A 26,150-nucleotide genomic window follows, 5' to 3' on the forward strand; every position below is an offset into this window, starting at 1 on the left:
AATTCATATATAGTATTGCTTAGCGAAAAAAATTAGACTAGAGGACCGATCGATTAAAAAGTGTAAGAAATGAACTACCGGTATCCGTCTTTACCGCTTAGAGTGCGTTGGCAATTGTATTTTCATACATAATTTCCGATAGTAACCCATTAATTTAATAAAGGCGTCATCATGACAAATGATTAACAGGCTTCCTTGATATTGTTTTAACGTACTTATTAATAACGTCTTTGATTCCAGATCCAAATGATTATCCGGTTCATCTAATAATAAAAGCGCAGGGGATTCCTTACCGCTAAAAATGCAAGCCAACGCTAGTTTTAATCGTTCCCCACCACTTAACGTATTAACAGGTAGCAAAGCAGCCTCCTTTCTTAATCTAAGTTGGGCCAAAATGGTCCTGTATCGATCGTTAGAACAACCGGGTGATAAACGTTCAAAATTATCAAGCGCACTCGTTTTTCTATCTAAAAAAGAAAAGTGCTGATCCAGCATCGCTATACTGCTAGTCGATGAGATATATCCTGATAATGGCTGCAAAATTCCCATAATCACTTTAAATAAAGTCGATTTTCCCGTACCATTATCACCACAGACCCAAAGATGCTGTCCAAATGGCAAATTAAATGAGATCGGCGTTTGTTGACCATAAGGTAAAACTAAATGCTCAATAATAAGCGACTTCTTTTTTTTATTCTCAATATCAGACATAATAAAAGCTTGGGGTTTAATAATTTCCAGTGCTTCTTTCGCCTGCCGATAGTTTTCAGATGAATGAGCAAGCCGATGTTGATTCAGCATTGACAAGCGTTTGTTAGTCGATTCCGATTGTTCTTTTTTCTTATCTAATATCAATTTTGATTGATTACTGTGTGTTCTGCTCTTACTGCCTGCTGAACGCTTAGCTTCTAGCTTTTCTTGGCTTCTTTGTCTCGCTTTTAGATTCTCTTGATGCACTTTTTCAGTTTGTACAATGCGACGTTCTATAGACAATTCTAATTGCTTTTTAGAAGAAAGATAATCTTCCCAACCTCCACGATAGATATTGAGCCCCAATCCAGTCAGTTCTAATATAATTTTACTTTGTTGTAGCAATAACACATCATGACTAATAATAAGACAAGCCGGATGCGATTTTATCCAAGATAATAGGTATTGCTTTCCTTTTTCATCCAGATGATTGGATGGCTCATCTAAAATATAAAAATCATGCTTTTCACGATGTAGCGCTAAAAGCGATAAACGAGTTTGCTCTCCTCCGCTCAACTGATTAAATGGCACATATAAAATATCTTTTGAAAGCCCATAAGCTTGCAGCTCTTTTTCTATAAGCAATTGAATATCCCATCTACCCTCTAATAAGTTAAGGTCCGTTTGTTCAACAAAGCCTTTTTTAATACGATTTAAGGCCATAAGATATTTTTCGATACCTAATTTTTCAGCAACAGCACCCTTAAATGGATCCAATCCTTGTGGTAAATAACCCACACTGCCGAAATGTTTAACCTGCTTAGAGGGCTTAGCCAGTAATGTGGCAAGTATGGACTTACCACAGCCATTTCTACCAATTAGAAAATAGCTTGTATTATTAAGTGTTAATCGAAGGTCAGTGAATAAATCAAGCGATTGCCTATCTAACTGACAAGTTAGATTAGACGCTTCAATCATGACTCGAGACATGAAGGATCTAGGCCGTTGTACTCAATGCCACTCTCTTTTTTTTCAAAAAAAGTAATAATGCAATTAGGCTGGCAAATGAAATAACTTGGAAAAATGCCAGATAACTTATACTCATTAATGTGCTGCCTAATAAAGCCGTGAACATGGCTGAAATCGCACAAATAGAAGCCAAAGAACCTAAAATTAAACCTTTTTGCCTATCATCTGCAATCGAAAGCAAATAAGCCAGCATCGCTGAATAGCCTACCGCATATAAAACTGCCATGATTAAACTGATTAACTGTAACTGTACCCAACTTTCATTGAAGGCTAAAAAAGAAAAACCCGATAATGTAAATAATCCAACACAACTTATTATCAATTGCTTGGGTGATAAATAAGTTTGCACTTTTGGCACAACCAAGCAAAAAGCAACACACATTCCAATACCCACTTCAGTTAATAATAGGCCTATTTTTGCTGAAGATAAGCTGGGCATATACAGTGTCATTCTGGGTAGATATTGATAAAACAAAACCCAAGCGCATTGAAAAAGGAAAAAACCACAAAGGCCATGAAATATCGTTTGTTCTCGTAATAATGCTTTAATTTGTCTAAAAGAGAGCATTAAGTCTAGATTTAAAGTGGTATTTTTAATACTTGATTCTTTAATGTAGCTTAGTAAACCTAAGCAAATCATACTTAAAATAGCTACCCATAAAAAGGGGAGATAGAGTGCATGAGTGAGCGATTGATAATTAAATACGATACTTGAAATAACTGGACCAAACATATAGCCAGACGTAACCGCAAACATAACTAATCCAATACTTGTCATTTTATTTTGTCTACTATCCCTATCAATTAACATCGCTTGCGCAACCGGTATACTACCGGCTGTTAAACCATCAATAATCCGTCCTATTAAAAATAATAGAGGGAATTTAACGATAACTGCGAATGCACAAATTAAATAACCTATTACAGTTCCAATGAGCGATAGTTGTAAGGTCACTTTTCGACCCATATAATCGGATAGTTGGCCTAGGAAAGTAGCGCCGATAATCATAGCGCCAGAAAAGCAAACTAAACTGCCAGCATAATAAAATTGATAGACTAAATTGGAAGTGCTCGAAGTAATAATAGATTGTGCATCACTAGAAAACAATGCGCCTATTAATGGCAACACTAATGACATTCCAATACCATCAATAAACATTATTAAGCATAATGCTATGACACTGATGGTTAAACCGTTTGAACTCCGTTTAGTAGGCATGTTGAAATCCCTTTATGTTTAATATACCGACCATCTAAAAACTTTAAACTTAAGTCGAGATAATGTGATAATTCTGAATGTTCTATAAGCTCAAAAAACAACATCTCTTTAGTGATGAGCGGATAGTTATGATCGCTCAAACGAGATTTAGCCGCTTCGTTGTCAACCGAGCTTCGGGCAGAGATAACATCGGATATAAAAAAAATTTCATACCCTAGTAGCCTCAAATTAAATGCCGATTGAAGCATGCAGATATGTGATTCCGCACCCGCAAAAATCAGCTGTTTTTTATTGAGTGATGATAAATAATCCATGATACATAGCTCGTTATGAACAGAAAAATATTTCTTTTCAAAAACCTTAGCATTTAGCGCGATATCTTGAATATTAGCAATCAAATGACCCAATTTTTTGTGTACGGTCAGTACTATCGGTAAGTTATGTGTTGTAAATAAGTCTACAAGCCATAGACTATCATGTACTAATTGATAAGAATTATGCAGCAGAGGAATTAATTCCAATTGCATATTAAAGAGAATTAAACAAGCTTCATCCTTATTGACTAACATAACATATCCTTAAAATAATAGATCTTTAATAAACCGACCGGATAAATATTGATGTAAATTGAAATACTTGGAAATAATAAAGAGCGCACCTATCACGTGTTCAGCTAATTTTTGCTTTCGCGAATAGATACCCATAAAACTTTTAATTAAATCAAACTGTGCCTTCGCTAAGTAATTATCTTTAAACGGGTAATCTGCTCCAAGGTGATTAGCAATCACTAAACCAGAAACAATTGCACCTTCATGCCCGGTTAACGAATAATCTGTACCACAAAACCATAAATTATCTTTACCTTGAATCCTACTCATTTTATGTTTATGTTGAATATCAATTGGCCTAAGTTTAGGTAATTTCCAGTCTTTTTTGGAAATTATTTTAAGCGGATCAATCCTATCTCTATTATCAAAGCTAACATAGATTGGTTTAACTAAATGTTGATACGCATGTAAATGATGATTTACGCGTGTTAAACTCCCTATTGTCACTGAGTTTGATGGTGTAGCGAGCTGAAATTGACAATATTCATCGGACAATGTTTGGCTACTAACGGCTGCATTATCTGAATGAAGCGTACTTTGCACATCAACATAGTCAAAAGCACTTAAACAGGCCTGTTGCTGTGTACTACTATTTTTAATCAAATTTTTCGCGATATACGCTTGGCAAGCAAAAATAACCTCATCGTAATAATGGTTTACATTATCCGCTAGCGTAACCTTGATACCGTTCGGCATTTTTTCAACTGAAGTCACTTTAGTATTTAGGAAAACTTTCCCCTTCAGGCTTTGCTGAATATTTTTTAAATAAACGTGAATTCCACCTTTTAGCTTCCGCCAGTGGGAAGGCGTAAAAAAAGAAAGTAAATTCATATTAAAAGATAAAGCAAAATAGGTTAATGAATAATCAAGCGATACTTTCTTACACCCTGAAAAAGTACTCATTAACGCCAATAATGCTTTTTCTCTAAATTCATTGGAATATCCTCGACTATCTAAAAAATCTTTCATACTCATTTCTTTAGATTGCTTATCGTTTATGACTTCAATCATGTCTAAGTGAAAACGATTCATTTCATCATACAATTTACTTTTGAGCTTTCCGCCACAATGATTATTACTCCAGTAATCGGTATTAGGTTCGAGAGGATTAAATGCTCTAAACGAAAGTGGTGCGATATAGCTTTCAAGATTAAAGTATTTCAATAACGCTGAAAAATTTGGCGATAAACGCTCATGGTAATATTCAACACCCATATCAACTGATATCTTTTCACCATCAATCGTTAATTCATGCGTATAAGCATGCCCACCCAGATAAGAACCTGCTTCATAAAGTGTGACATCATATTTTTTATTTAAAATCCAGGCAGCGGCACTGCCGGCAGCACCGCCACCAATAATCGCAATTTTTTTCACGCTTCAAATCCTTTGATTATATTTTTCGCAATTAAATTTTTGTCTGTGAGTCTATTTATTAGTTTATTTGATTGTTTAGTCTATGAAGTACAGCCCCGGGACCTATCTCTTTAAATTCTATTGATTGCCATTTTTTCTTAAGATACGAAACTACAGGCTGCCATCGCACCGGCAATATCAACTGATAAGCTAATTCCTCGATTAAATGACTCGTTGTTAATACCTCACCATTAATTGAGGAGATAACTTGCAATTGAAAGTCATTAAATGTTTTTTTAGATAAATAATCTAAGAATGCAACTGAAGCAGGTCTCATATAACGCGAATGAAAAGCCCCACTAACCGGTAATAAAACAGCTTTATAGGATAAATTTTCTAAAAGCGGCTGCAGTTCAATCAGTCGCGCTTGACTTCCGCTTAAAACGATTTGATTGTCAGAATTATAGTTCGCAATATCAATATCATAAAATTCTAGTTTTATTAATTCATCTTCAAACTTGATAAGATCATCGCCCATCACAGCCATCATAGAACCGTTATTGGCTTCCGACATCAATTTCGCTCTTTTAAGCACGATTTCTAAACCTTCTTCAAGTGAAAATACACCTGCGGCCATCAGTGCAGCATACAAACCTAGACTATGTCCCAATAAACAATCCGGTTTATCATCTTCAGAAATAAAAGTGAGTGCCGAAACAAAATAAAGCGCTGGCTGAGTATAGTAAGTCTGGTTAAGTTGATTATTGCTATCATTCAAGCATAGATCAACGATATCATATCCTAATAGCTTAGAAGCACTATCACACTGTTCTGGAAAACGTCCAAATACTGATTTTCCCATTCCTTTTGCTTGTGAACCTTGGCCTGGAAACATGTAAATACGCATCAATACATCCTAATTAAGCTCATAGATTTGTGCTTCCATCATAGACGTTGTATCGCTAAGCTTATTCATAAAATTATTGATTGACGTCTGCACAGAAGTCACTCCTAGCAATTGAATGAGAATCCGTCCATAAACATCACTGAGCTCAATATCAAAGATAAAACTGAGATCACTCATCTGTTTTTTAGGTTTACAGATACAATAAATAGGTTCATTTTCAGGAAAGCGAAAAATAATGATCTTTTCAATATAATAAGGCACCATGATCGTATTATTTTTGTCGTGCGATGGTTTCCTAGATAAAATCGCGCTTTGCAACCCCGCATCAATAATAACGGGTGATAATTTGTAGTTCCAATCTTGATTGACTTCAATTAAAGAATAAATATTATCTTGACTCACATAGGCCCATTTAATCGCTTGAAAGTAATTTCCATAGTCATAACCCATTTCATGGAAGTATTGATATATCTCTCGATTCGTCATAAATCTGCTTTGATTGTCATAGTGACTATTAACTCTATAATCATTCAGTATTTCTTTGCTTAACAGGCCTTCACAATAAATTTTCGTAGCGACTCGTTTATCTTTCAATTGAAAACTAGAATCAGTTATCGATAATTCAAATTTATTTATATCTAAAATGATATTTTTCCATGTGACGGATTGTAAAACATTCGCACTGCTAGTTTCAAGCAATTTTGTAATTGAAAAAGCAGCGGGGGCCATAGGTTGGCCTAAAATAGTATGCTGGCTAACAATACTTTCGTGACGATTAAAACCCGATTCTTTAGCGTCAACCCAATGCCGATGTGTGTCAAAAGCATAGTTTGGAATAGTTGCAATCATTCTATTGGTAAAAAGTTTATCAAAAGGAATAGAATTTCCAGCAACATAAGCATTCATTAATCGCTTTGCTAAAGATAGATCGCTTCGCTGACGATGTAAAAATTCATTCAACACCTCATTACAATCTATAGTCTCAAAGCGTGTACGATCATTATAGAGTTGCTGTAGACTGACATTTAAATTTGAAATTAAGCTGGCTTTGTCCTTCGCTATGAAACCTGTACGATACTTCAGTTGGCTGCGCACATTACAATAACCGTAACTGATTTGAGCTATACTCGCCTGAGTCGTTAAAACAAATTGCCGTAAATCATTAATTTGTGTTTGCAATGACTTCATGCTATGCGCTGAGAGTGGGAATAAATAATAAGATTCTTCCTCTTGTATCGTATTTATAGCATCGCACGCTTCGATGATGACATGTGCATTAGCCCCGCCTGCACCAAATGAACTCACACACGCTCGCATCGGTAAGGTTTCTGGCCAGGTTGTTAGCGATTTGTTGACATAAACAGGACTATCACTTAATTGAAGATGAGGATTTTCGTTAGCACACGCAATATTCGGCACAAGCATTTTATTTTTAAATTGAAGTAATACTTTAACAACCGCTGCCAACCCTGCCGCTGATTCTAAGTGACCTAAATTACCTTTCAGCGATCCTATCGGAATAGATTGTTTTTTAAGCTTAGAAAACGCTTTTGTCAAACCACGAATCTCAATGGAATCACCTAATACTGTCCCCGTACCATGCGCTTCGATATAGCCAATATCACTTTCCTCAAGCTTAGCGCGTCGTAACGCTTTTTGAATCATTGTCGCTTGCGCATCTGGATTGGGAGCCGTATAACCATTTGCTTTACCCCCCGCGTTTACAGCGGAACCCCGTATGACGCCATAAATTTTATCTTGGTGAGCTATCGCATCTTGATACCGCTTGATAACGATAGAAACAATACCTTCTCCATCCACCATGCCATCACTACTTGCTGCAAAAGGTTCACACTGTCCACGAGGTGATAACATATGTAGCTGACATAAATCTTCATATTGCCGCGGATGCACAATTAAATTAACTCCTCCAACGACAGCTATTTCACAGTCACTATTTTTTAAACCTAATATTGCGGTATGCAAAGCAGTAAGCGATGAAGAACAGGCGCTATCGACTGCAAAACTGGGACCATTCCAGTTAAATACATAAGAGGCTCGATTGGCAATAGACCAAAACAATGAACTAGGGTTCCCTTGTGTTTTATCGAGCAATGAAAACCACGAATACCCGTGATTCATGACGCCAACATAACAACCGACTTCTTTTCCAGATAAAGATTCTAGTGATAAACCGGCATCTTGAATGGCATGATAAACGGTTTGTAAAAATAACCGCTCTTGGGGATCCATACGCTCTGCTTCAATGGGCGTAATATTAAAAAAAGCATGATCAAACGCATTGATATCCTCAAGAAATGCACCCACTTGGGTATAGCATTTATCACTTAACGATTCATGCCAGCGTTCTTTCGGTACTTCTGTAAAAGTGCATTTTCCTTCTTTCAGTAAAGACCACAAAGTGTCACAATCTCTCGCCATAGGAAATTGCCCAGAAATTCCTATTATGGCTACATCGTCCTTTAAAAACGCATGCTTTCCCTCATCAATCATTTTTTTTGTAGTCGTGACTTGTGCCCCATCCAAAGCTTCAGAGGTTTTAGCTTCATTGCTCGTTGAATCAATTTTAATCTGTGATAAATAATCCGCCAATAGGTTAATAGTTGGATATTCGAATAATAACGTCGCTGGGACATAACCAAATTTTTTACTCATCGGTGTAATCAGCTCAATGGCAATCAACGAATCAATGCCATATTGATTAAACGGCAAATCATCTTCAATTTCATTGGTTGGTAGCAACATAACCGTAGAGATTAATTCTTTTAACCAGGTTTTAATTGGATGCTGATCGATAGTTTGATGTTTGTTGGTAAGCGGTTTATTTACGTTGCTTAAGGGTGAATAAGCGATATCATGATCTGTTTTTATATTTTTTTTATCGACATAACCTACAATAATATGCTGTCCGCTATCGCCGTGTGTTGCAAGCTCATCAAAGCAACAAGAAGTTAAAACTTCTTGCCATGTCTTTATAGTCAGTAATGGACTATTGGGGATTCGAAAGGGATCATGACTTAACCACCAACCTTCTGTGAGACCAAAAGTTAGCGTCGCAAAATCTTGACATTCCGTAATTTCATTTAAAATAAGAATACCTTTACTACGTAAGGCATGATAAAGATTAGTGATGGTCTTATGGATATCACGAGTCGCATGAATAACGTTTGTCGCAATGATAATATCAAAATAGTTACTTTCTTTATAAGGTTCTTCAACATTATAAATTTCATAATTAATAAAATTATAATTAGAAAAGCGACGCATCGCCTTATTTAAGAAGGCTGCTGATAGATCGGTGTAATAATAACTGACATTATAGTCAGCAATGGCGGGTATGACGATTTGACTCGTACTGCCTGTGCCCGCACCTACTTCTAATATTCTGATCGTTTTATTGCTTAATTTTATTTTTTCACGAATATAGTTAAGCACTGTCTCCGCAACTTGAACATTATAATAATCCGCAACCGGATTATTACGATAAATAGGCTCTACGAGCTCAAAGCTCCCGCTAGGAAATAGTATGGATAAGGCATCTTGCTCTCCCTTGAGTATTCGCGGTAAATGAGCTAAACATTTTTCAAGCAGTGCAATATGCGGTTTCAGTTCAGGGTAGGAAGCTAAGACGGATGTCATAGGAGGCGAATAGGCTGAATCCATTATTGAAATAGCCGCTTGCAATGGTTTATAACGCGGAATTACCTGATCGGGCAACACCAATTGTTGCAATCGGTATTTAGTATAATTATCCAGCGCTTTTATTGAATTTTTATTACGTATGACATCTGCACTGGTCGGATTATATTTATTTACCACTGAGGAAATAAATTTCGGCGTATTATCATTGCTTGATTTTGCATCCAACAGAAAATGGCGTTGAGAATGCTCATCACTCAATTCAATCCCTAAACGCTGTAAGGCAGCACGCGAACCCTTCACAACCGAGATTTGACGAACATCACTTTGCAAAAAGTTTTCGATAATACGCATTCCTTCTTGAACTTCAATGGAAGCAATTTCAAGTTCTTTCATACGGTTACGATAAAAATCATCCGCAACAATACCTACACTTCCCCAAAACCCCCAATTAATTATTTTACTATTTACTAAAAATGCATCATTTAATAAATGCGCCATGGCATCTTTGCAAACACAAGCCGCTGTGTAGTTGGCCTGACCTGAATTCGCGATAAAAGACTGGATCGACGAAAAAAATAAAACAAAATCAAGTTGCCGGAAACGAATGGCATTCATCAAATTAAAAGTACCTTGCACTTTAGGCGCAATAACCTTAATTAATTGTGATGCTGTCATTGTCAAAATAGAAGCATCATCGAGCACTAAAGCGGAATGGATAATGCCATTAATAGTGGGATATCGAGAAAAAAGTTTATCTACGCAAGGTGTCGAGCAAATGTCTATTGTTTCAAAAATAACTGAATGATCTTGGTAGCGTACCTTTTGCTCTGAACTGGGTTCAGACCGTCCCACTAAAATAAGATGGGCATGGTAACGTTGTATAAGATAATCTGCTAACGCAGAACCAATGCCCCCATTTCCACCGATAATCAGGTAGGTTCCTTTTTCTTTAAAACCTTTTTGCGCTAAATTGGGTTGGAACGTGAATGCCTCTAAACCACTGATATAGTATTTATTATTAGCGATATGAATAGGTCCAGTTACACTTTTTTCAATCGTTTGATAAAGAATTCTATTAATATTTTCTTGATTAAAATGATCTAAATTAAATATTCTGATGGTCCAGTGTAGCAGCTCTTTTTGCATGGTTTGGGCAAAGCCAATATAGATGCCATCAAAAGGATGTATCACATGACTCATATAGGGATTATAAAGTGCGCTAGTTGCAACAATATCAAAATGCAATGTAACTGGGTTATTAGCTAATTTTTGTATCAAGGCAAGAAACAAACGATAAGCGGTTTCATCGATCCCTTGGTGCCAACTGGTTTGGCAAGCAAAGAAAACATGAACTGCTTCCGTTTTGTCGATATGCTGTGAAATATCTAAAATCGATGATTCATTCGCTAATAAAAAAATAACCGCATTAGGTAATATTGTGGAAAGCCGATCTTTAAGATGAAATTGATCTCGAGGAATAATAAAAATTAATTTTTTATTGACCGATTTCTTGTCTGAAGAAAAAGAATAAGCGGTCCATTTAGGCGTGAAAATGATCTTATCTGAACACTCAAAGTTCAGTATTAAATTATCAGTTACATTGTCCATTTTGATTTAATTTTTTGTCCATTATTTGTATTATTAAATCACAGTTTTGTAGAACCTGTCATCCTTTTATTAAAGTATTTAAGCAGTTGATGTGAACTAATTGTCCCTGTATTATTAAAATTAATTATATACTCTTCGCACTTGAATTTTTGTCTGCGTTGCCGATCAACTCGCAATCCTCATGTATCTTGTAATACACTCCGGTTGCTCATTTTCACAGCGCCTTGCCAAAAATCCAATTGCTCTGAGTGCATCCTGTTTAGCATGAGTAATAATTAAAAATGGAACATTTAATTAATAATATTTTAGGTGAACGATTCACTCCTTGTGATTTAATAACACCTCCACCTTTTTCAGCCACATTTTTTTTTACCAATGATGAAAAGCTCTATAACCAATCTAAAAAAGCAGCACCGACTTTAACTCGTTTTTATGTCAATGATACGGATGTCTTCTCTAGGGAAAGCCTGCATATTGCTTTAAAAAATTTTCTTTCTTCGCTTGGAAAAAATATAATCTTTGCTTACAAAGAGCAAACCTTGAATCAAAACACATGGCTATCTGCCGCAAAATTTAATTATCAATTACTCGAAATCTTACAATCATTTGCTTGTCGGCTATTATTAGTTTCATCTTCCGATAATATGGCCGCTAGTTTATTTCATGGCAGCGCATTATCTCTAACACAAGAAGTCCCGACGTTTCAGTATTGTCACTTAGAGATTGATAATAGTTTCTGGCAAAACTTCCCTACTTATTTTGAGACGTGTTTCTCGCACGGCTATAAGCAATTTAAGTTACAACAAAATCAATTAGTTTACACACAATGGTCTAGTATCGCATTAGAACCCATTCATCCTCCCTTTCTTCAAGGAAATGTGATTATAACCGGTGGAAATGGTGCTTTAGGACAAATCTTAGCGACGTATTTAAAAAATGAATTTAGCTGTCGAGTTTTTTTAACCGGACGACGTGAATTAGATCCTGCATTTTCTAAACAGCTAAAAATAACCGGCGCTAAAGCTTACTTTAAAGTAGATTGCAGCGCCTATGTTGCAATGAAAGAAATAGCGACTTACCTAGAAAAAAACTACGGAAAAATTACCGGAATCTTCCATCTTGCCGGAACGCTGAACGATAGTTTGTTTAGATCAAAAAAAATAGAAACTTATGTAAAAACATTAACACCAAAAGTCGGTGGTACTTTAGTCATAGAACAATTAGCCAAAGACTTTAAATTGGATTGGGTGATATTATTCTCTTCTCTTTCCGGCATCATTGGCAATATAGGTCAAACCGATTATGCCGCAGCTAACGCTTTTTTAAACGCCATCACCCGCCATAACAACAAAACTAATACGCTAAGCAAATGGTACTCCATCAATTGGGGACTCTGGCAATCAGAGTCAGGCATGCAAATGGAAAACACATCCTTGCTGGAAGCCATGTTACCTCAAAAAGCGTTAGCATCGATGTGCCAGCTATTAGCACAGCAAGTTGAAATAGCCGCTATATACCAAGGAGCCTATAGTCTTGTTGACCAAACAAGTAAAAAAACAGCTTTAACATTAAAAACACAAGCGGATTCTAAATCGCTATCCTTGAAATCAATTGAAGCATGGGTTCACGAAATCATCGTAAAATGTACTAAGCTACGTGATTTAAAAAATCATGACTATCTCTTAGAAAAAGGGGTAGACTCAATCATTGCGATTAATATCGCTGTTCGCATTTCTCAATCACTTTCTCATCGCGAGAATCAAATCAGCATTACTAAAACCTTAGTATTTCAATATGGAACGATAGGCGCTATCGCAAAATTTTTAATTGAAAATTATTATTCTGCTTTAAACGACGTTTTAATACCCACCAAGATGACGGATTCTTTCATAAGTAAGAAAAAAAATAGCTTGCAACCTTCGCTATCAGAAACATTAATAACCGACGATACGGATCGCGAAGAAGATGAAGAAGATATTGCTATTATTGGTATGGCCGGAGAATTTCCTAAAGCAGACAATATTATTGAGTTGTGGCAGCTCCTTAAGGAAGGTCAATCCGCTATTCAAGAAATTCCTTTTTCTCGATGGAATTGGCGGAATTACTTTACTAACGATCCACAAAAATCTGGCGCTAATTATGCAAGACATGGAGGATTCATCACACACGCTGAGATGTTTGATGCTCAGTTTTTTAAAATTTTACCGATCGAAGCAGAAAAAATGGATCCGCAAGCACGCCGTTTATTACATCAAAGCTATTTGGCACTCGCTGATTGTGATTTTTTTTCGAATTTTACTTCCAACGTCGGTGTCTTTATTGCGGCTATGTATGGCCATTATCAAATTTTAGAGTCTCAACAAAAGTTAATTAATAGCTCTTTTGCAGGAATAGCCAATCATCTTTCTCATTACTTTGATTTTAAAGGGCCCAGCCTATCCATTGATACCATGTGTTCTGGTTCTTTAAGCGCACTACACCTAGCCATTAATAGTTTACGTTTAAAAGAATGCAAAGCCGCTTTAGTAGGTGGCGTCAATATCATGTGCCATCCGGGTAAATTTCGATTCTTGAGTGAAGGGAAATTTTTAAGCCCTACCGGTCGCTGCTATAGTTTTGGTATCGGCGCAGATGGCTATGTCCCTGGTGAAGGTGCCATCGCATTAGTCATCAAACCATTCAAACAAGCCCTCGTTGATGAAGATAAGATTTATGGGGTTATAAAAGGGAGTGCATTAAATGCAGTGGGTCGCGGGAGTGCTTTCACCGTTCCTTCTGCTCAATCCCAAGCCATCGTCATTTCTAACGCATTGGAACAAGCCAAACTTTCTGCGAATAAAATCAGCTACGTTGAAGCACATGGCACAGGAACTTCGTTAGGCGATCCGATTGAAATTGAAGGCTTGAATACCGCCTATGGAACAGAAACGCAAACACGATGTGGTATAGGCTCACTGAAAAGTAACATTGGTCATTTAGAATCAGCGGCAGGTTTAGCCTCTATTGTAAAAGTTCTTCTACAAATGCACTACCGCACATTAGTCCCTTCTCTTTTTTGTAGCATTGAAAATCCACAGTTACCTTTAAAAAATAGTCGTTTAAAGCTACAGAAAGAATTGTGTGAATGGAAAACTGAACAGAATTGTCTTTATGCAGGAATTAGTGCCTTTGGTGCAGGAGGATCGAATGCTCACGTCATTTTAAAAAGTCCGCCTCCGTCACATCAACGTAAAGTATTAGCAAAACCCAACAAACTATTTAATCAACAAGCTTATTGGGCAATCGGAATTTTTGATAAAACCGATCCCGTCGTTATTAGAGAGAATATCAACATTAACCCACTATTGCTAACGCCAAATCGTAGCGAATGCTCTCCCCCCTTAGTGCTTGAGCAAGATTCGCCAAAAATATATTTATGTCTTGCTCATCAAATGGCCACTCTCGAAAAAATACTTAATGACACTCATCATCACTGTATTCTATTGGATGAAAATAACGATTGGGAAAAAGCATTACGGTCTCGTATAGCCAGCATAGATTCGCTCAATGTCTTTATTGTTAACCTATGCGCCTACGAAATCAAACCCGATATAAAACAATTTTTTAAATTACATTTTGAGTTCGCTCAATTTGTTTATTCTTTAAATCAAACCTTATACTACCAACATTGCACGCCCTATCGTAGCAATGCCGAACTTGCACACCTTAAATCACTCTCAGCTTTGTTCCGAGTCATCTCTTTAGAGAAGTCTAATTTCCATATGCTGTTGATAGAATCCGATAACTTATTAGCTGACTTAATAGAAAACACTCAAGGTTGCTTCAAAAAAAATGATATTCCTTATCAACACACTATTTTTTCAGAAAAAAGCTGGTATGAGCATCAGTACACTGAAATTCATGGGGTAGATACATATCCGTCAATAAGCTTACTTAAAAAAGGCGGTATTTATTTGCTCGCAGGAGGTCTTGGCGCTATCGGTCTATTAATTAGCGAAATGCTTTTAAAAAATTATCACGCAACCATTATTATTATTGGCCGATCCAATCTAAGCACTCACAAACAGAAACTGTTTGATCAATTAAGCAAGTCGCAAGGAAAGCTTGAATACTATGTCACTGACATTACCCAGCTTGCAAAAGTCGAACGATGCATTAGCCATATCCTACAATCACATGGGCGCTTAGATGGGGTCATACAAAGCACTTCTGTATTGAACGATGGCCTTTTCAACAAAAAAAGTTTTGCTGATTTTAACGCCGTCATAGGCAGTAAAATTGATGGAACTATTCATCTTGATAAAGCAACAAAAAATTTAGCACTCGATTTTTTTATCTGTTTTTCTTCTGTATCAAGCATATTTGGTAATGTCGGCCAAGCAGATTACTGTGTCGCTAATACCTTTTTAGATTTATTTTCAAATAATAGAGCCCAGCAGGTTAAGAGCGGTTTACGATCAGGGACTAGCATTTCAATTAATTGGCCCTTCTGGCAAGTTGAAGGCTTAGCCATTGATCAAGCGACGGTTGATTATATTACTGAAACCACAGGATTACGCCCATTGAAAAAAGAAGAAGGCGTTCATTTATTTGATAGCTTGTTAAATAAACAGATCCCCTCACAAATAATTCCATTGCTAGGAACCCATCAAAAGATAAAAGATAATTTAATTTATAAATCAGTGGCTTCTTCAACGTCTGATAATCACATATTAGATAAAGAAAATGTACTTGAAAAATTAAAACAGATCATAACAAAAATAACAAAAATGCCTGCTGAAAATTTAGATTTAAAGATGCAAATAAGTGATTTAGGCTTTAATTCCCTATTGTTAACTGAAATGGCAAGCGAAATACGCCATTACTTTGACATTGTTATGGCACCCAGTGCATTCTTCACTTACAACAGCTTAGAAAAAATCACTGACTATATTGTCAAAAAATCAGACTCTGCTATTAAACAGACTGCTCTTAACCATGAATCCATACTAAGTACCCCTTCTATTTATGGTGAGTCAGAGGATGATTTTGCCATTATTGGTTTAGATGGTTTATTACCAGGAGGACCTGATATAGCCAGCTTTTGGCAAAGTTTACTGAATAATCAATCTGCGGTTAGAAAAGTAGAACGTTGGAAAAATGGAAACTATTATGCAGCAACGCTAGCCGATATACGGGGTTTTGATGCTAAATTTTTTGGTATTTCTAAGCGCGAAGCCACGTTAATGGATCCTCAGCATCGATTATTTCTACAAACGGCTTATAATACTTTATTAAATGCCGCTTATACTCCCTCACAACTACACCATGTCGGTGTATTTGTGGGTGTTCAATTTAATGATTATCAAGGCCTATTGCAGCAACAACAACGAAGTAATCATGCTTATGCAGCGACCGGTAACGCTCATGCGATGCTTGCAAATCGTATTTCGTATCTATTTAATTTTGATGGGCCCAGTCAAACGATTGATACCGCCTGTTCAAGCACCTTAGTTGCTATTAATCGTGGCTTGATCGCTTTAAAAAATGGTGAATGTGAAGCGGTTTTAGCAGGTGCTGTCAGCTTGCTCATTGACTCTGTCGTGACCGATGCTGCAAGCAGTATGGGGATATTATCTCCTAACTATCGATGTGCTACGTTTGACAAAAATGCCGATGGTTATGTCCGAGGTGAAGGGGTTGGATGCTTTTTGATTAAACGGCTAAAAGATGCCAAAAAAGCAAATGACCCTATCCACGCGATAATAAAAAGTTTTGCTGAAAATCACGGTGGTAAAGCAAACTCGCTGACCGCACCTAAACCTTTAGCACAAAAACAATTACTACTTAAAGCGTATAGTCCCTCATTAGCGAGACAAGTGAGTTATATTGAAACACATGGTACAGGTACCAAACTGGGCGATCCTGTTGAAATTGATGCATTAACTCAAGCTTTTGCTATTCTTAATCCTGATGCTGAAAAAGGATCCATTCAGCTGGGTGCCGTTAAAACCAATGTAGGGCATTTAGAACCCGCAGCGGGTATTCCTGCATTAATGAAAGTTATTTATGCATTAAAAAACAAAAATTTACCTGCAAATATCCACTTTAATCAGCAAAACCCTTACATTCAATTAGAAAATACGCCCTTTGAACTACTAACAGAAAATAAATCATGGCAGAGTAAACATCCCCTCGTAGCAGGAATTAGTTCTTTTGGTTTTGGCGGTTCCAATGCGCATTTAGTCATGATGCGCTATGAAGCAACGCCGACAACTGATCAATTGACAGAAACTAAACGCTATTTATTTACTTTATCGGCAGTTTCTGAAAATTCATTAACTAAAATGCGGCAACAACTTGCCATTTTTTTAAAAAAAGAAGGGAGCGACTACTCACTGCTCTCCCTTTCATTTACGCTAAATACAGCACGAGAACATTTTAGACATCGCATGGCGGTAGTCAGCGATAATCTTAATGACTTCATTGAGGCACTAACGAATAGTCATTATAGCGGTATTGTGAATACCACGCTCAAACCCAATGATTTCTCTTCTCAAATGAATGCAGACGATGCAATGCAAGCTTATTTGCAAGGTAAACAATTAGACTGGTCTAAATTATACGGAAATACTTCTATAAAAAAACACCATCTACCGGGATATTGTTTTGACCTTAAACCTTATTGGTTTGATGATGAGATCCCTGTTGCATTAAATGACATCGCTGAATTGAGGGAGAACATTTAATGACGGCATTAGCAAAAGAACCCACTACTTTAGACACTTGGACAGAAAAAGATTTAAACAAAACCTGCATTGTTGGCATGGCATGTAAACTACCTGGCTCTGAATCTCTAGATACTTATTGGAAAAATTTAATTACAGGCAATGAATGCGCCAATCAAGTAAGAAAATGGCAGGATGGGTATGAGACTAAAGCTGGATTTTTAACTGACATTAAATGTTTTGATCCTGCTTTTTTTAATATATCCCCTTACGAAGCCCTATGTATGGATCCCCAACAACGATGGTTAATGCAAGTATCTTGGCAAGCCATTGAATCGAGCGGGGTATCCATTGAAACATTAAAATCAATCAATACCGGTATTTTCACTTCTAGTCTTCCTAGTGATTATAAGAATTTATTACTATTAAACAAAAAAGCCTCTTCCAATACCTATAGTTTTTTAGGTAACGCGCCTTCCGCTTTATCAGGACGTCTTTCCTATTTTTATGATTTTAATGGCCCTTCAATTACCATAGATACCGCCTGTTCTTCTGGTTTGTCGGCATTAAATATTGCGCGTTTATCTATCGAAAGTGGTGAATGCAAGGCCGCATTAGTGGGTGGAGCGACACTCTTTTCTACGTCTGAATTTCATCAACTTGCCTCCCAGGCAGATATGATTTCAGCGAATCAGCATTGTGCTGTATTTGATGAGAGCGCGGATGGATTTGTTCCTTCTGAAGGCGCTGTCATGCTTGTCATCATGAAACTCGAACAAGCCATTGAATTAAAACTCCATGTCTATGGTCTTATTGAGTCATTGTGCTGGAATCATGATGGTTTAAGTAATGGTTTGATGGCGCCCAATTCACGCTCACAACAATCTGTCATACAACGGGCGTTACATAGCGAGCTTAGCTTCAATGATTTAGCCATGATTGAAACACATGGAACAGGGACTAAACTAGGCGATTTAATTGAGCTTAGAGGATTAGCCGGCGCTTTAGGCGATACAGTCATTAAAGGATCCTGTTATCTAGGCTCTTCAAAAACTATTATCGGCCATACATTAGTATGCGCAGGTCTAGCTAGCCTCATTAAAGTTTTGCTCAGCTATCAACACGCACTTATTCCACCTAACCCCTTATTCAAGAAAGCAAGTGAGCATGCCTCGATTGCTCCTTTTACGATTAATCAAACCACTGTCAAATGGCCAGACGATAAATACTATGCGGGGATCAGTGCATTTGGCTTTACCGGCTCAAACGCTCACTTAATTCTAAAGTTTCCTCATAAAAAAACCGTCAACCCATCTCATCTTTTCGAACATTTTTTTATTTTCAGTGCTGAAAATAATGAAAAACTTGAAATTATTATTAATCATCTACGCGATTTCTTAATCACAACCACTGAGATTTCGCTTGCTGATATGAGTGCTCGCTTGATTAGAAAACCGAAATATTTTTCACATCGAATAGCGGTCTATGCAAAAGACCATCATAGCTTAATTTTAAATTTGCAAAATATCTCTCTGCAATCATCAATCGTTCAATTTTATGCAGAGGGACAAGATAATAGTGCTCACGCTATTATTCAAGCATGGTTAAAGGGTGATAATACGCAACTCTCAACGTCTTTACACTTAAGCCCTCATGTATTACCTAGCTATCCTTTTTTAAAAGAGGAATATTGGATAACTCACTCGCTCACCCTCCCCGATGAAAAAAATGAACCGCTCGAAGCAATCTTAGAAGTCATTAAATCTATACTTTCTTCTTTACTACATTATGAAAAGCTTGCTATTGATGAAAATAAGTCACTGCTTGAATTAGGCATCGATTCATTAACGGCGATTCAACTTATTGACGCATTACGTGAGAAAAATATTGATGTCAAAATAGAATCCGTCTGGAATGCTCCTTCGCTAACAAAATTTGCTGATAGTCTGAAAAAAAATAAGGAGATAATATCCTATAGCCCCTTTAGTGAAAAAAACTTAAACTCACTAGGCTTATCTTTAAAAGAATCACCACCCTCAGCGCTATGTTGGGTAGTCAGTCAGAAGCCTGGTATACCTATTATATTATTGCCACCATTAAATACGAATTACCTCGCTTGGTTAAGACAAATTCCCTTATTACATGCTCAAGCTTATCAGTTACATATTCCCCACTATCCCGGTCACTATCCTTCTGTATTCGATCCTAATCAGCCCTTTTCCTTGCAAAATATCGTTAATCAAATTATTCATTATCTCGATAAAAATAAGCTTCGTGCCCATTTTATTGGTTGGTCTCTAGGCGGCATACTTAGTTTACTGCTTGCATTAACGAAACCAGATTTGGTGCAGAGTATGACTTTAGTCAGTAGTGCAACCTATTTCGATAGTGAATTATTTGGTAAAACCATAGCGATACAAAATGAACTTCAATCCCTACAAAATTTCCTATCGATTGTCTATCAAACACAAGACGATATTGATAAACACATTGGTGCAAAATCTGAAATGAGTGTTTTAAGTTATTACTACCAGTCGTTGATGGAACTAAATATTTCAGCTTTTGATTTGCAAAAGATCAATATACCCACACTGATTGTCTATGGTGAAAAAGATCCCCTATTAAGTACAGAGCAAAATAAATTTCTCGCTTATATTAAAGGATCAAAAGTTAAGCCCTACGTTGATAGCGGCCATTTTATTCCTCTTACTGAAACCCATCAATTTAATCCTGATTTATTAGCATTCCTCTTAAAGGTCGAAAAACCCTATGCCTAAACTGAATCATGAAATTCTACATGCCAGTGAGTCGGAAAAATTAATCTTTGATAGCATGAAAAAAGAGGGGAATTTAGTATCCAATACCTTGTCATATCAGTTTCATATCACCGCTGCGATGAAAATAGACGAACTACAAACCGCCATTTATTTATTATTAACCGAAATTTGCCCAGGATTTACATATCGTTTTTTTGAAAAAGATTTGATTTTATTAAAGCAGCGGCAAGATCCCTCGTTAAATCCTGTGAGCTTAATTTTAGAACCTATTAAACCTGTAAAAAAACTTTTTACTATCCATAGTATTCCATTGTATTGCTTCGAGTGGAAAAAAAATTCTAAAAGTGGTTCGCTTATTGTTCATTTAAGCCATTTAATTTTTGACGGGGCTTGTTATTCTGATTTTTGTAAAGCCTTATCCTGTGTATTTGCTAATAAGCTTAATCAAATAAACTTTAACTCCGATTTTCAGATACAGGAAAATCAAAAAAATGCTATTAATTACTGGCAGAAGCAACTGAACTATAAATCGGTCTATCAAGCACTCCCCTTTTTACCAAAAATAACTGATAAAGCGTTTATAGCGACACGTTGGAATATTAGCCCCGCTTGTTTTTCACGCTTAAAAAAGTTCACAGAGCAACATAAATTTACACTCTTTCAAGTGATCACAGCGGCAGTCGCCATACTTATTCATGTTTATTCGACTAATGAAGAAACTACAGAGAACAATTTAGTGCTTTCTTACTGCGCTAGTCAGAGACTGCCACATCAAGCCATTGCCTGTTATCTTACCCTATTACCGTTATTTATTACCTGTAATAAAAAAAGCAGCGTATTAACCGTGCTAGAGGAAATTAAAACACAGAGAAAACAACATCGTTTAGCGGGAAGCATTTCCTTTTCTAAATTAATCTCAATGCTTGATGAAAAACTCAATCACCATCCCAATTTATTTAATGTACTTATCAATCATTCTCCGGGTCTATTGCCATTAGAAAGCCCTCGTATTAAAGGAAAACCTTCTTCAGTCACCTCTATCAATAGTCAAAGCAGCCTTAAATGCTTCTCACTAGTTTATAATTTTAATGAAAAAAAAATGGTCATTCAACTTGAATCAAACCGTGGTGAGTTTGCCATTGAATTATTCAATCAATTAGCTAAAAATTTTGAAAAAACGATCGATTTCATCACACAAAACACTCATAATTACATTAGTTCACTTAAATTTTCTACTCAAGCAACCCCTATCTCAGTGGGTCGTATCACTGCTCTGCCAAAAATAACACTCGCGGAACAACTGTTTACAATAACTGAACAATATGCATCAAAAATAGCGATTCAATCTGAAACACATCAAATGAGTTACTATGAGATTGCCTGCGCTGTGCAATGTATTTATCAAGAATTAAAAAAATTTGATGGCACAATACGAGATAAAGGCATAGGCATTTACCTGGCGCGCGAATATTATTTACCTGTCGCCATGCTATCTTGTATTTTTTCTTCTACCCTATTTATCCCTCTTGCCATCGAATTACCTGACTTAGTTATTAATGAAATAATTCATGATACCAATTTAAAACTTATTATCGTTGATGACCAAACATTACATCGAATCAAGAATGACACGGGTCAATACCAATTAATCCATATCAATGCGATCTTAAAATTAAAAACACAACAAAAACTTAGCGCTGAGTCTTTTAATTCTACTTCTAAACAAGATATTGCCTATACACTTTTTACTTCTGGCTCTAGTGGTAAACCGAAAGGGGTAAGGGTCACGTATCAAAATCTTTTCAATTTTTTTAGATCCATGGCGTTTAAACCCGGTTTAACGGCAGTTGATTCACTCTTAGCGATGACACCTGTTAGTTTTGACATTTCTATTGCAGAATTGTTATTACCTCTTTTTTGTGGGGCTTCGCTTTATATCGTTAGCGAAAAATTAAGAAAAAATGCGGCGGAGTTAGCAAAAATAATAGAGACGCAATTTATCACGGTTATTCAAGCTACTCCATCAAGCTATTTACTCTTAAAAAACCACCAATGGTTTAGTAAAAAACGCTTAATACTATGGATTGGCGGCGAACCATTGCCCTTTTCTCTTACAGAGTATTTTTTAAATCAAGGGCATACCCTTTTTAATATGTACGGTCCTACAGAAACGACTATTTGGGCTTCCGTCAATAGAGTAAAAAAAAATGAGCCTATTTGTATTGGTGCCGTTGTAGACAATAGCGAAATTTATGTTATCGATGAAGAAGGAAAAACACCTGCCTTAGGTATGCCTGGTCAATTACTCATAACCGGCAAGTGTGTAGCAAAAGGCTATAGCAACCGTGAGAGTAACGCGTTTACTATCTCAAAAACAGGGATAAAAGCTTATTTAACGGGCGATAAAGTTGTTGCATTTGGTCAAGATAAAATTCAATACCTCAATCGAATGGATGAACAAGTTAAAATAAGAGGGCATCGGGTAGAACTCAATGAAATTAATGAAAAAGTTAGAACTATCTTACCAGGTATTGATGTTGTTACAGTCATGCGAGCACAACCCGAGACACACCTATGTTGTTTTTATACTAACAGCGAATATCGTTTAATTGATAATAACCACGTCTTATCTCAACTAAAACTCCAGTTACCTGATTATAAGTGCCCACACGCTTTAATCTACCTCCCTACCTTTCCTATGACCCGCAGTGGTAAAATTGAAAAAAATGCTTTAGCCAATATGCCCTTATCGCAACTGGAACCACAAGTTCATTCTTCTAGAAAACAATTCACACCCGCACAGAATGATAGTCAGGTGAACCGCTTGTGCAAGCTTATTAAAGATCATTTCGATATACTTATCGATGATACGAGCCTATCACTCACTGCTTATGGTTTCAATTCATTGAGTTTTACGCGTTTATCGATGTTGATAAAACAAATATTTTCTGTAGATTTTCCTGCACATCAGTTTTATAGAACAAACCATATCGCTGATATTGCTAAACGATTGCAAAATCAAGATAACGTTGAACGATCAAGCTGCCATTTACCACATAAAAAGCGTTTGTCGAAAAAAATAGCGATTATTGGTTATGACTGTTTAATGCCTGGTGGACTGGATGCAAAATCATTTTGGCATTCACTCATCAACCATGAAAATCGAGTCTCCTCACACCATAGAAATTGGCTTAATAGTACTGATAAAGCAGGCTATATCGATAATATTGAACGCTTTGACAGACGTTTTTTTAAACTCTCTCCGCTTGAATCCGCTAGAATGGATCCAAGGCAACGTTTGTTATTACAATGTACCTGGAAGACACTTGAACAGGCGGGTTATTCCGCCGAAGCGTTGCGATCCTCTCCCATCTCCTGCTTTGTCGCTGCTACTGGCATGGATTATTTACTCGCACAAATTAAAGACTCACTGCAAGCAAACCCTTATTCGTTATCGGGTAATTCCACTGCCATACTTGCTAACCGTTTATCTTATTATTTTAATTGGCATGGGTTATCCATGACGCTGGATACCGCCTGCAGCGGCTCGCTGACTGCACTCATTCGAGCCTGTGATCAACTTTGTTTAACCCGCGATAAGATGGCATTTGTTGCTGCGGTTAATTTGATAGCGGATAATCATTTGAGTGAAGCACTGCAAGCCGGTAATTTTTTATCCGAACATAGCCGTTGTGCGAGCTTTTCGGAAGAGGCCGATGGCTATGTTCGAGGGGAAGGTGTTATTGGGTTCTTATTAAAACCTCTAGCGGATGCTGAAAAAGATAGAGATACCATTCACGCAGTCATTGAATCGGTTGCAGAAAACCATGGCGGAGAAGCACAATCGCTTAGTGCGCCAAATATAGAGGCGCAATTAGCCTTATTATTAGAAGCCTACGATTCTAGCTTAGCTAATAAATTAAGTTATATTGAAACGCATGGCACAGGCACAAAACTGGGGGATCCTATCGAAATTGATGCATTAAAAGCATTTGCAAACAGTGCTCTCACTCATAATCCTAATCGGATAAAACTCGGAGCAGTAAAAACAAATATCGGTCACCTGGAAGCGGCCGCTGGATTTGCATCACTGCTAAAAATAATATTAGCTATGAGTCATCGACAACTCCCAGCTAACTTACATTTTAAAAAACTAAACCCGCTTATCGATCTTAGTGCTTCCTCTCTAGAAATTTTAAGCGAAAACCAAGCTTGGGTTGGTGATGAATTGGTAGCGGGAATAAGTTCGATGGGCTTTGGAGGGTCGAATGCTCACGTGGTCGTATCCAATTTATCGATCCCTTCACAAAGTGAAACACCAAAAGATGAACAGGCATCACTCATTATTCTTTCAGCAAAAAATGAGAAGTCATTAAAAGCACGGGTTCTAAGCTTAATAGAAGACTTACACTCCTTATCGCCGTCAATTAGCTTAAAAGATATCGCCTATACCTTAGCCATAGGACGTGACCATTTTGTGAATTATCGCTTAGCATTTATCGCTTCGAATCGCGAAGAATTACAAAAACAGTTGTCGACAATAGAAAAAAAAGATCAGAAATTGACTGATTTTACTAAATTTCCCGAATTAGCCTCTTATTATCGGGCCTATCTCAATAAAGAAATTGTTAATTGGAAAACTTTATTCACAGATAACACATTCCAACGTATCAGCTTAACGCCTTATACATTTGATGAGCAAAATTACTGGTACACAAATTTATTAAGCAATAAAACTACCGTCAAACCTTTACTGACAAATATTAGTTTACATAAATTAAGTCCTCATGAGTACCGATTAACTATAGCCAATAACCACCCGTTTTTAGAGGATCATCGTGTTTTCAAACAAAAGATATTACCGGGGGTTGCTCATATTGAATTCGCCATGATGGTACTTCAACGCGCTGGCATTAAATCGCCATTAACTGCTGTAGAAAATTTTTATTGGATAAGGCCTATCACTATCAAAGCGGATGAGGTCAATTTATCTTTATCTATCACATTAAAACCCATACAAGAGGGGTACCAAATTGAGTTCAAGGACTTACAGGAAACAAGCTTTTCATTCGGTAAATTCATTGAAAAAAGTTCTTTAGTTTTGCCAAAATCATGGTTAGAGGAGGTAAAACACACATTAAAATCTAACCCTTTAACCCGATACTCTGCGTTACAAGTCTATAATGCTTTTTCTGAATTAGGCATTGATTATGGTCCCTACTTTCAATGCATTGACTACGTCGATGTGTATAAAAATACTTCTCGAGCAAAACTCTCTTTAAACACACAAGGAAGCATTGTCAGCTTATTAGACTGTGCACTACAAACAGGCATGGTTATTTCACTTGAATCTAGCGAAGCGGGATTAATGCCGTTTACATTAGGATCAATGGTTCTTAATGAGAGATTAAATATAGAATCTTTAAATAGTGTTCAAGTCTATACGAAAAAACTATCTTCCTTTCGAACCCATATACTCGTTTGCGACCCTAATGATATTCCACTGTTATCATTCATTGATTTAGGTGTAAAAGCAGCCAAATTTAAAATTGAAATTCCGGTACCTATAACTGAAAAATAAATCTC

The 26,150-nt window shown here is 36.7% G+C and carries 9 protein-coding genes; 3 read left to right on the forward strand and 6 right to left on the reverse strand.

What is annotated here, in order from left to right:
* Window positions 1–90 precede the first annotated feature (90 nt).
* The 6 genes from ACICP9_RS04045 to ACICP9_RS04070 are packed head-to-tail and all read right to left on the reverse strand — an operon-like array spanning window position 91 to window position 11,080.
* A complete protein-coding gene (locus tag ACICP9_RS04045) occupies window positions 91–1,680 on the reverse strand; it encodes an ATP-binding cassette domain-containing protein (protein ID WP_395496988.1) in 1,590 nt (529 codons plus the stop codon).
* Between the two features lie 7 nt (window positions 1,681–1,687).
* Window positions 1,688–2,938: an MFS transporter gene (locus ACICP9_RS04050; protein WP_395496990.1), complete on the reverse strand. Its 1,251-nt coding sequence runs from the start codon at window positions 2,936–2,938 to the stop codon at window positions 1,688–1,690.
* Window positions 2,908–3,507, reverse strand: coding sequence for an isochorismatase family protein (locus ACICP9_RS04055; RefSeq protein ID WP_395496992.1), 600 nt, complete (start codon window positions 3,505–3,507; stop codon window positions 2,908–2,910). The genes ACICP9_RS04050 and ACICP9_RS04055 overlap by 31 nt, the downstream gene beginning before the upstream one ends.
* Before the next feature lie 9 nt (window positions 3,508–3,516).
* The gene (locus ACICP9_RS04060; RefSeq protein WP_395496994.1) at window positions 3,517–4,923 is read right to left on the reverse strand and encodes an FAD-dependent oxidoreductase; all 1,407 of its coding nucleotides are present in this window, start codon (window positions 4,921–4,923) and stop codon (window positions 3,517–3,519) included.
* A gap of 58 nt (window positions 4,924–4,981) precedes the next feature.
* Window positions 4,982–5,809, reverse strand: coding sequence for an ACP S-malonyltransferase (locus ACICP9_RS04065; protein WP_395496996.1), 828 nt, complete (start codon window positions 5,807–5,809; stop codon window positions 4,982–4,984).
* Window positions 5,810–5,818: 9 nt separating this feature from the next.
* Complete coding sequence (locus tag ACICP9_RS04070; protein WP_395496998.1) at window positions 5,819–11,080, reverse strand: SDR family NAD(P)-dependent oxidoreductase; 5,262 nt, start codon at window positions 11,078–11,080, stop codon at window positions 5,819–5,821.
* A 281-nt stretch (window positions 11,081–11,361) separates the two neighbouring features.
* Between ACICP9_RS04070 and ACICP9_RS04075 the strand changes: the two genes are divergently transcribed.
* Genes ACICP9_RS04075 through ACICP9_RS04085 form a run of 3 tightly spaced genes read left to right on the forward strand, consistent with a single transcriptional unit; the run spans window position 11,362 to window position 26,145 of the window.
* A complete protein-coding gene (locus ACICP9_RS04075) occupies window positions 11,362–17,808 on the forward strand; it encodes an SDR family NAD(P)-dependent oxidoreductase (RefSeq protein ID WP_395497000.1) in 6,447 nt (2,148 codons plus the stop codon).
* Complete coding sequence (locus ACICP9_RS04080) at window positions 17,808–20,564, forward strand: alpha/beta fold hydrolase (protein WP_395497002.1); 2,757 nt, start codon at window positions 17,808–17,810, stop codon at window positions 20,562–20,564. Before ACICP9_RS04075 ends, ACICP9_RS04080 begins: the two co-directional genes overlap by 1 nt.
* The gene (locus tag ACICP9_RS04085; RefSeq protein WP_395497004.1) at window positions 20,557–26,145 is read left to right on the forward strand and encodes a beta-ketoacyl synthase N-terminal-like domain-containing protein; all 5,589 of its coding nucleotides are present in this window, start codon (window positions 20,557–20,559) and stop codon (window positions 26,143–26,145) included. Before ACICP9_RS04080 ends, ACICP9_RS04085 begins: the two co-directional genes overlap by 8 nt.
* The last annotated feature ends 5 nt before the right edge of the window (window positions 26,146–26,150 follow it).

It is taken from the genome of Rickettsiella endosymbiont of Litargus connexus (genome assembly GCF_964277335.1).
GTDB classification, from domain to species: domain Bacteria; phylum Pseudomonadota; class Gammaproteobacteria; order Diplorickettsiales; family Diplorickettsiaceae; genus Aquirickettsiella; species Aquirickettsiella isopodorum.